We start from the raw sequence: 9,299 nt of genomic DNA, 5'->3' as shown, positions 1-9,299 counted from the left end.
ATATGGGGCTGTTCGCCAAAATCACCACCGCATCCGATCCGCGCACCGCGCGGATCGCCGGCATCCTGCTGATGCTGCTGGCGATGCTGGCGTTCTCGTTCTCCGACGCGGCCGGCAAGACGGTGGTGGCGACCTATTCGGTCGGACAATTGCTGCTGCTGCGGGCGCTGGCCGGGCTGCTGGTGCTGTCGCCGCTGATCTGGCGTCACCGCAAGGCGTTCGCGCGGCTGGAGCGGCCGGGCCTGCAACTGGCGCGGACGTTGATCGCCGCCTGCGAAGTCGCGGTGTTCTATCTGGCCACCGTCTATCTGCCGCTCGCCGACGTCATCACCTTCTATCTCGCCTCCTCGCTGTTCGTCTCCGTCGGCGCAGCGCTGTTTCTCGGCGAGCCGATCGACAAGCCGCGGGCGATCGCGATCGTGATCGGATTCGTCGGCGTGCTGATCGCGCTGCAGCCCTCGGCCCAGACCGTGAGCTGGCCGGCGCTGATCGCGATCCTCGCCAGCGTGCTGTTCGCAGGGCTGCTGCTGCTGACGCGGTTCTTGCGCCAGACCCCGGACATGGTGCTGGCCTCGCAGCAATTCGCCGGAACGCTGCTGCTCGGCCTCGTTCTGGCTCCGTCGGGCTGGATGACGCCGCCCCCCGGCGATCTGGTCTGGTTCGCGATTTCGGGTGCGGTGTCGGCGGTCGGTCTGCTGTGCGTCAACCGTTCGCTGCGGCTGGCGCCGGCGAGCGTGGTGGTGCCGTATCAGTACACGATGATCATCTTCGCCGCCGCGTTCGGCTGGCTGCTGTTCGGCGATGTCCCGTCGCATGCGCTGATGGTGGGCGCGGCGATCATCGTCGGCTCCGGGCTTTATCTCGGCTGGCGCGAGCGTGCGGCCCGTCCGCCGGCCGCGTGACTACTCGCTGACGCGCAGCGTCAGGCCGTTGAACCTCTCGCTGAGCACGCGCGCACGTTCGCGGCGCTCCTCGATCAACAGCTTGCGCTCGGTCGCCTCGAACGCGTCGAGGTCGGCACGGAATTCGTCGCGCACGTCGCGGACGGCGGCGGCCTGGTCGGGCGAAACGGGCATCTGGACCTCCCTGGTCGAACTGACGCCTGACTACACGTAGTTGATGAAGATCGCGTATGCGCGAAGTTGGAGGCGGCGCGATCAGCCGGCGATGGTTAAGCGCCGATTGAACGCGCCTGGCCGCCAGGATCAGATACCGAACCGGCGGTCGAGATCGACAAAGCGGAAGCTGAGCTGTTCGGTCCGCTCGCGATGCTGATCGGCCTCCGCGGCACGGTCGGCGGCACGTTCGATCTGATCGATCGTCGCGGGCGCGAGCGGCTTGATGTCTTCGGCGAGGTCGCGGGCGAGGACGGCTTGGATGTAGCGATGAGCGGACATTTGGAACTCCCTGTTTGGAAGTCCGTCCTACGCAGCTTGCCCGCCCCGCTGAACTCGGTTCCGACCGAGGTCGGTTACTTCTCCTCCGGCGGTGGTTAAGCGGTGGGTAACAGCAAAGGTGAGGCTTGATACGACTGTCTCGGAAACAGCATCGGCCGGGGCGCGGCCCGGCCGATGCGTACACTCTCCCGACGACGTCTGCGTCAGCACCGCCGCTTGGTCGTGCCCCACTTCTTCAGCGACGACCACACCCCGCGGGTCAGGCGGAAGCAGTCGACGGGGCTCGATGACGCGATCGCGTCGAAGCGGTGCAGCTCGACACCGGTCCATTGGAAGCCGCACTTCTCCAGCACGTTGCGCGATGCCGGATTGACCACGCGGGCGCCGGAGATCATCTGACTGGCACCGTGCACCTCGAAGGTGAAGTCGATCACCGCCCGCGCCGCTTCGGTGGCGTAGCCGTTGCCCCAATGCTGCACGCCGAGCCAGTAGCCGAGCTCCGGCGCATCGCGGTCGCTCCAGTCGACGCCGACCAGGCCGATCGGCTCCAGGTCTTCGGCCTCGATCAGGAACACGCTGTCGTTGCCCTTGGGCAGCGCGGTGACGAAGCGCGCGGCGTCGTCGCGGGTGTACGGGAACGGCATCCGCCGGGTCATCTCGACGACACGGCGATCATTGGCGAGCGAAGCGATGGCCTGAACGTCCGCGAGCACCGGTTTGCGCAGCGTCAGCCGCTCGGTCTCGAGGACGCAAGGTCTCGCCTCGCGCAACGAGGGCGTGGTGGTCGGGATCTCCTGCAACATGGCGGGCTCCTGAAGATGCGCCGTAGAACTACGCAAAGAAAAAGGGGAGGCCGGTTATCCCGCCTCCCCTGGAGCCCTTAGGTGTGCTCCGCCGGTTTGACAGGACCCGGCGGACACATATTTTTGTCCACCGTCTATTCGGCCGCCTGCATCGCAATCGGGAGTACCGATACGTAGGTGCGGCCGTTGGCTTTGGCGCGGAATTCGACGTGGCCTTCCACCTTGGCGAACAAGGTATGATCAGTGCCCATGCCGACGTTGAGGCCGGGATGCCACTGGGTGCCGCGCTGACGCGCAATGATGTTGCCGGGAATCACGCGCTCGCCGCCGAACGCCTTGATGCCAAGACGCTTGCCTGCGGAATCACGTCCGTTGCGCGAGGAACCGCCCGCTTTTTTATGAGCCATGGCTCGTCTCCAAAATCCGAAATGCCTTTTAGATGAATCCCGTTACGGAATCATCCCGCTTTTTTGTCACGCCTGCTGCGCGCCGACTTACTCGGCGGCTTCCGCAGCCGGGGCCGCCTTGGCGCGCTTGGGGCGGGGGCCGACCGAAGGCTGCTTGCCGTCGGCGAGGATCTCGGTGATCCGCAGCACGGTGATTTCATCGCGATAGCCGCGCTTGCGCTTGGAGTGCTTGCGGCGGCGCTTCTTGAACGCGATCACCTTCGGACCGCGCTTGTGGTCCAGCACTTCGGCAGCCACGGTGGCGCCGGCCACGGTGGGCGCGCCGAGAACCGGGGTGTCGCCGCCCAGCACCAGCACTTCGCCGAGCTGGATGATGGTGCCGACGTCGCCGTCGAGCTTGCCTACTTCGAGCACATCTTCCGGAACGACACGGTACTGCCGGCCGCCGGTTTTGATGACTGCGAACATCTTTTTGTTCCTTCGTGTTCGAACCCGGCCTCGGGTGAACCCGGGCCGGCTTTTTGGTCAGTCGATGACGGGGTGCGACGACGAAAGCGCCGCGGCTTCGGTGCGGATGGACTTGAGCCGGGCGAAAACACGCCTCTGGCCGCACAAAAACAATCCGGCGCGAGACCTGCCCGCGCCGGTGCGTGACTTATACCCGCCGGGTCACTGCCGTCAAGGCGGCGCGGCCGCGAATCTGCCGGCGGCGGACGGCCCGGCAGGCGGAGCCGGAGCGGGCATGCAACCAACCGGTTCCGGGATCGTTGTCGATCGGTTCGAACGGGGGGCTCCAGATGGCTGAGGATACCGCCACCAATGCCGGCATCGCCGGGCATGGCGCGACGCGCCTGCCTTCGGTCGAGATCGACAGCTACAATATCGAGATCAAGGACGACGACGGGTTTCTCGGCGACCGCGCGTGCCGGGGCGCATTCCAGCGCCTGCTCGACGATTGGCGCAAGCCGCTGCGCGAGGCGGGTGACGATCCTTTTGGTCGGCGGGATACCAAGAAGATCGCCAAAGGCGCGCTCGACGAGGCGCTGACCAGCGACGACGTCGCCGCCGCGGCGGTGGTGCACAGCGCGATCGAGGATTTCGCCCAGGAGCTTGCCTATGTCACCAAGCGTTTCCTGCGCACCAAGGCCTGGGCCGACACCGAGTGCATCGTGGTCGGTGGCGGCTTCCGCCAAAGCCGGGTCGGCGAATTGGCGATCGCCCGCACCGACATTCTGCTGAAGGCGGAGGGCCACGCGGTCGATCTGGTGCCGATCCGGTTTCACCCCGACGAGGCCGGGCTGATCGGCTGCCTGCATCTGGCGCCGTCGTGGATCTTCGAGGCGCACGACAGCATCCTGGCGGTCGATATCGGCGGCTCCAACATCCGCTGCGGCGTGGTCGAGACCGCCTGGAAAAAGGCGCCGGACCTGTCGAAAGCCTCGGTCTGGAAGTCCGACCTGTGGCGCCACGCCGAGGACGAGCCGACCCGTGAGGGCGCGGTGAAGCGGCTGACGCGGATGCTGAAGGATCTGATCGCGCAGGCCGAAGACGAAGGCTTCAAGCTGGCGCCGTTCATCGGCATTTCCTGTCCGGGCGTTATCAACGCCGACGGCAGCATCGAAAAGGGCGCCCAGAACCTGCCCGGCAATTGGGAGAGCAGCAAGTTCCACCTGCCGCGCAGCCTGCTCGAAGGCATCCCGATGATCGGCAAGCACGACACCGCGATCCTGATGCACAATGACGGCGTCGCCCAGGGCCTCAGCGAAGTGCCGTTCATGCAGGAATTCGAGCGCTGGGGCGTGCTCACGATCGGCACCGGCCTCGGCAACGCCCGCTTCACCAACCGCCGCGACAAGGACAAGGCGAAGAAGGAACGCGAGAAGGACAAGGAGAAAGACAAGGATAAGGGCAAAAAAGACAAGGATAGCAAGGAGAAGGCCTGATCTCCCGCGGCCCCCGGCGCCGCGCGGGGGCGGCGATCTGGCGTTCTCCGGTCGATTCCGGAGAGAAATCCGCCGCACCCCGCCTTGTCTATCCGCCGCTCCTCGCCTAGAACACGCCCCAACCACCGGGCGTGAATCGCCCGCTTTGGCACCAAGGAGAGGTGGCAGAGTGGTTGAATGCACCGCACTCGAAATGCGGCATAGGTGCAAGCCTATCGGGGGTTCGAATCCCTCCCTCTCCGCCATTAGACCTGAATAGCGAAAAATTCTTCAAATTCCGTCGGTTTTCGGTCCGTCGATGATGCCCGTTGTCGAAGGGGCTGGCTGCGGGTCGCCGGCGATGGCCTGGGGGCGGTCCTGCCAACCCGCTCTTTCCGGCATGACCGGTAACGAAGCTCAGCAGTTCGACTATCGACTTTTCGTAGCGCGGCCGACTGACCGCAGCTTCGAGAAGCAGGCGAACACGCGTATGGACAGCCAATCGCTGGGATGCGGCGGCTTGCTCTGGAAATCCGGTGGGGGTGTCGCCAGAACGGCATCGGTTGTTGCGACTGCACGTTCGGCAAGATCTTCGAACAGGCTGCATATCAGCCGAGGCCGACGCCGGCGAGGGCCACCGTCTGCATGAATTCCGTCAATATGCGCACCTGCGTATAAATCCAGACTATACGGCTTCGCGTATAGTGGCTTTCCGGTCGGCGGGGAGTAGCTTTAGGCTGAGCGCAATGGCTGCCACCCGCACTGCTCAGTGAGCACCGTCTCCGAGCGGGGCCTTTATGCAGTCGCCGCTGGCCGGATCGCGGCGGAATGGCCGGGTCAACACGACCGGCTGACGTGCCGACGCTTGAGGCGTCGAGATCGGCCGGTGTCTGCAGCCCCGCTGATCTGGTCGGGCACCACGGTGTGCCGCCGCGCCCAGCCGCCGGTACACCACGCGACTCGGCCGCGATCCCGACGGCTGGTGCGGGCGAACTGCCGAAAGGGCAAAAAGTTCGTGCTTGCGGCCGGTCCGCAACCGTCCCTAGATTCCGGGGCAACGACAACTGAAATGCAAAAGGGGGCATCGGCATTGGGCACCTTCGACGTGCTGTGGCTGCAGGCGGCGAGTTGCGGCGGCTGTACCATGGCCGCCCTGGAGGCCGGACATGCCGGCTGGTTCGCCGAGCTTGCCCGGTTCGGCATCGATCTGATCTGGCATCCCTCGGCGAGCGAAGAGACCGGCGATCAGGCCGTCGCGATCCTGGATCGCCTCGTCGCCGGCGAGCAGCGGCTCGATGCGCTGGTGATCGAAGGCGCGTTGCTGTGCGGGCCGAACGGCACCGGCCGCTTCAATATGCTCGGCGGCACCGGCCGCCCGGTGCTGCACTGGGTCGAGGCCCTCGCGCGGCGCGCCGGCTACGTCGTCGCGGCGGGAAGCTGCGCCGCTTTCGGCGGCGTGCCTATGGCCGGCGACAATCCGACCGATGCGACCGGCCTGCAATTCGCGGGGCCGGCCCGCGGTGGAGCGCTCGGCGCCGAGTTCCGCTCCGCCGCCGGATTGCCGGTGATCAACATCGCCGGCTGCGCGCCGCATCCCGGCTGGATCGTCGAAACGCTGGCGTCGCTGGCGCTCGGCGGACTGGGACCGGACGGGCTCGATCGCTACGGCCGGCCGCGGTTCTTTGCCGATCACCTCGCCCATCACGGCTGCGCCCGCAACGAGTTCTACGAGTACAAGGCCAGCGCCGAGGAGCTGTCGCAACAGGGCTGTCTGATGGAGCATCTCGGCTGCAAGGCGACCCAGGCGGTCGGCGATTGCAACCAGCGCGGCTGGAACGGCGGCGGCTCCTGCACCAGCGGCGGCTACGCCTGCATCGCCTGCACCTCGCCGGGCTTCGAGACCTCGCAGGGCTTCATGGAGACAGCCAAGCTCGCCGGCATCCCGGTCGGCCTGCCGCTCGACATGCCGAAAGCCTGGTTCGTCGCGCTCGCGGCGCTGTCGAAATCGGCGATGCCGAACCGGGTTCGCGCCAACGCGGCGGCCGATCACATCGTGGTGCCCCCGCGCAGCTATCCCGGCCGCCGGCCATGACGAGGCGGATTACGGTCGGCCCGTTCAATCGCGTCGAGGGTGATCTGGAAGTGCGGCTGGACATCGACGGCGGCGTCGTAGTGTCGGCTGAAGTCACCGCACCGCTGTATCGCGGCTTCGAGCAGATCCTGCGCGGGCGATCGGCGATGGATGCGCTGACGCTGGTGCCGCGGATCTGCGGCATCTGCTCGGTGTCGCAGTCGATGGCCGCAGCGGCCGCGCTACGGGCGGCCGGAGGCGTGCGGCCGGCGCGTAACGGCGTGCTCGCCGCCAATCTGGCGCATGCGGCCGAAAACGCGGCCGATCATCTGACGCACTTCTATCTGTTCTTCATGCCGGACTTCGCGCGCGATGCCTATGCGGAGCGGCCGTGGCATCCGGAGATCGCGGCCCGCTTCAAGGCGGTGCAGGGCAGTGCGGCGCAGGCGATGCTGCCGGCGCGGGCGCGATTGTTGCAGATCATGGGCCTGCTCGCCGGCAAATGGCCGCACAGTCTGGCGTTTCAGCCGGGCGGCACGACCTGCGCGATCGATCTCGGCGAGCGGGTGCAACTGCTGTCGATCATCGGCGACCTCCGCGACTTTCTCGAACGCACCGTGTTCGGCGACAGCCTCGATAACGTGCTGGCGATCGACAGCGCCCGAGCACTCGAAACCTGGCGCGATGGCCGCGACGGCGATTTCGCCCGCTTTCTCGCGGTGGCCGACGATCTGGCGCTGCATCGGCTCGGGCGGATCGCGCTGCCGCTGATGAGCGTCGGCGCCTATCACGGCGACGACGTGCCGCTGTTCGCTGCCGGCGTGTTCGATCCATCCAGCGCGGAGCGCGCTGCATTCGATCCGGCCGCGATCACCGAGGACGTGGCTCACGCCTGGATGCGCGACACTGCATTGTCGCCGATGGAAGCCGACACCGTCCCCGATGCGGACAAGCCGGCCGGCTATAGCTGGTGCAAGGCGCCGCGGCTCGGCGGCGGCCCGGCCGAAGTCGGCGCCCTGGCACGACAGGCGGTCGACGGCGATCCGCTGATCCGCGATTGTCTCGGCCGCTTCGGCCCCTGCGTCACCACGCGGGTGATCGCGCGGTTGCGCGAGACCGCGCGGCTGGTGCTGGCGATGCAGCAATGGGCGCGGCAGCTCGATCTTGCCGAGCCGTTTCTGGAACGGGGCGAGCGCGGCCGCGACGGAAGCGGCATCGGCCTTGTCGAAGCCGCCCGCGGCAGCCTCGGTCACTGGATCGAACTGCGCGGCGACAGCATCCGCCGCTACCAGATCATCGCGCCGACCAGTTGGAATTTCTCGCCGCGTGATCAGGGCGGCGTTCCCGGCCCGCTCGAACAAGCGCTGGTCGGCACGCCGGTCGGCGATTCCGGCGCGCGAGCGGTCACCATCCAGCACGTCGTGCGCTCGTTCGATCCCTGCATGGTGTGCACTGCACACTAACTGCTTCGCTGATCGCACCTGCGGTCACTCGGTTGTCAGCGCCGCAACCGGCTTATCACCTCGTCGTTTCCCGAAGCTCACCGGCCTCACCCGAGCGCGTCGCGCTTTACCGTTCGTATCAAGCACTTGGTGCACCGCATCATTCCTTCGCGTTGCTGGCATGGTTCTTGCGAACTCTCGTGAAGTTGCGAAGTCCGTCCAGAGACTTCGAGAGGGCGGGACACCGGGAGCCATCATGGGTGCAGTGACGGAAACCTTTTACGAGGTGATCAGGCGGCAGGGCATCACGCGGCGCAGCTTCGTGAAATTCTGCAGTCTCACCGCCACCAGTCTCGGCCTCGGCCCGATCGGCGGCACCCAGATCGCGAAGGCGCTGGAAACCAAGCCGCGCGTGCCTGTGATCTGGATGCACGGCCTGGAATGTACCTGCTGCTCGGAGAGCTTCATCCGTTCGGCGCATCCCCTGGTGAAGGATGCGGTGCTGTCGATGATCTCGCTCGACTACGACGACACCATCATGGCGGCGGCCGGCCATCAGGCCGATGCGATCCTCGAAGAGACCCGCAAGAAGTACAAAGGCCAGTACGTGCTGGCGGTCGAAGGCAATCCGCCGCTGAACGAAGACGGCATGTTCTGCATCGACGGCGGCCGTCCCTTCGTCGAGAAGCTGAAGGAAATGGCCGAGGACTCGATGGCGGTGATCGCCTGGGGGAGCTGCGCCTCGTGGGGCTGCGTGCAGGCCGCCAAACCGAACCCGACCAACGCCACCCCGATCGACAAGGTGATCCGCAACAAGCCGGTGATCAAGGTGCCGGGCTGCCCGCCGATCGCCGAAGTGATGACCGGCGTCGTCACCTACATCATCACCTTCGGACGACTGCCCGAGCTCGACCGCCAGGGCCGGCCGAAGATGTTCTATTCCCAGCGCATCCACGACAAATGCTATCGCCGGTCGCATTTCGACGCCGGTCAGTTCGTCGAGGAATGGGACGACGACGGCGCCCGCAAGGGGTATTGCCTGTACAAAATGGGCTGCAAGGGGCCGACCACCTACAACGCCTGCTCGACGGTGCGCTGGAACGGCGGCGTGTCGTTCCCGATCCAGTCGGGCCACGGCTGCATCGGCTGCTCGGAAGACGCGTTCTGGGACAAGGGGTCGTTCTACGACCGGCTCACCACCATCAATCAGTTCGGTATCGAGGCCAACGCCGACCAGATCGGCGCCACGGTCGCGGG

10 protein-coding genes and 1 tRNA gene are annotated in these 9,299 nt (G+C 66.4%); 6 read left to right on the top strand and 5 right to left on the bottom strand.

Annotation, left to right across the window (positions count from 1 at the left end):
- Positions 1-2: 2 nt before the first annotated feature.
- Positions 3-902: a DMT family transporter gene (locus DU475_RS21725; protein ID WP_164633300.1), complete on the top strand. Its 900-nt coding sequence runs from the start codon at positions 3-5 to the stop codon at positions 900-902.
- On the opposite strand, the gene DU475_RS24135 is transcribed toward DU475_RS21725, so the two are convergent.
- The 5 genes from DU475_RS24135 to rplU form a co-directional block, all read right to left on the bottom strand.
- Entirely contained in the window at positions 903-1,076 is a 174-nt protein-coding gene (locus DU475_RS24135; RefSeq protein ID WP_013500318.1) for a hypothetical protein, read from the bottom strand. It lies immediately after the preceding gene.
- A 129-nt stretch (positions 1,077-1,205) separates the two neighbouring features.
- On the bottom strand, positions 1,206-1,397 hold the full coding sequence (locus DU475_RS21720) for a hypothetical protein (RefSeq protein WP_142883878.1): 192 nt from the start codon (positions 1,395-1,397) through the stop codon (positions 1,206-1,208).
- Between the two features lie 203 nt (positions 1,398-1,600).
- Positions 1,601-2,200 carry a GNAT family N-acetyltransferase gene (locus DU475_RS21715; protein WP_164633299.1) on the bottom strand — a complete coding sequence of 200 codons (600 nt, stop codon included), beginning with the start codon at positions 2,198-2,200 and terminating at the stop codon, positions 1,601-1,603.
- Between the two features lie 134 nt (positions 2,201-2,334).
- The gene (gene rpmA, locus DU475_RS21710; protein ID WP_013500321.1) at positions 2,335-2,607 is read right to left on the bottom strand and encodes a 50S ribosomal protein L27; all 273 of its coding nucleotides are present in this window, start codon (positions 2,605-2,607) and stop codon (positions 2,335-2,337) included.
- Positions 2,608-2,694: 87 nt separating this feature from the next.
- On the bottom strand, positions 2,695-3,075 hold the full coding sequence (gene rplU / locus DU475_RS21705) for a 50S ribosomal protein L21 (RefSeq protein ID WP_047308166.1): 381 nt from the start codon (positions 3,073-3,075) through the stop codon (positions 2,695-2,697).
- A 329-nt stretch (positions 3,076-3,404) separates the two neighbouring features.
- Between rplU and DU475_RS21700 the strand changes: the two genes are divergently transcribed.
- The 5 genes from DU475_RS21700 to DU475_RS21680 form a co-directional block, all read left to right on the top strand.
- Positions 3,405-4,550, top strand: a complete 1,146-nt coding sequence (locus DU475_RS21700; RefSeq protein WP_047308165.1) for an ROK family protein — start codon at positions 3,405-3,407, stop codon at positions 4,548-4,550.
- Between the two features lie 155 nt (positions 4,551-4,705).
- A tRNA-Ser gene (locus DU475_RS21695) sits at positions 4,706-4,795 on the top strand.
- An 803-nt stretch (positions 4,796-5,598) separates the two neighbouring features.
- Positions 5,599-6,621, top strand: coding sequence for an NADH-quinone oxidoreductase subunit B family protein (locus tag DU475_RS21690; protein ID WP_246700390.1), 1,023 nt, complete (start codon positions 5,599-5,601; stop codon positions 6,619-6,621).
- A complete protein-coding gene (locus DU475_RS21685; RefSeq protein WP_164633298.1) occupies positions 6,618-8,063 on the top strand; it encodes a nickel-dependent hydrogenase large subunit in 1,446 nt (481 codons plus the stop codon). The genes DU475_RS21690 and DU475_RS21685 overlap by 4 nt, the downstream gene beginning before the upstream one ends.
- A 235-nt stretch (positions 8,064-8,298) precedes the next feature.
- A partial coding sequence (locus tag DU475_RS21680; RefSeq protein WP_164633297.1) for a hydrogenase small subunit occupies positions 8,299-9,299 on the top strand: 1,001 nt, incomplete at its 3' end.

Origin of the sequence: Rhodopseudomonas sp. WA056 (assembly GCF_010906995.1) — a bacterium.
Taxonomy (GTDB): Bacteria; Pseudomonadota; Alphaproteobacteria; order Rhizobiales; family Xanthobacteraceae; genus Rhodopseudomonas; species Rhodopseudomonas palustris_G.
The sequence above is the reverse complement of the archived record's forward strand: the minus strand, read 5'-3'. Positions and strand labels throughout refer to the sequence as shown.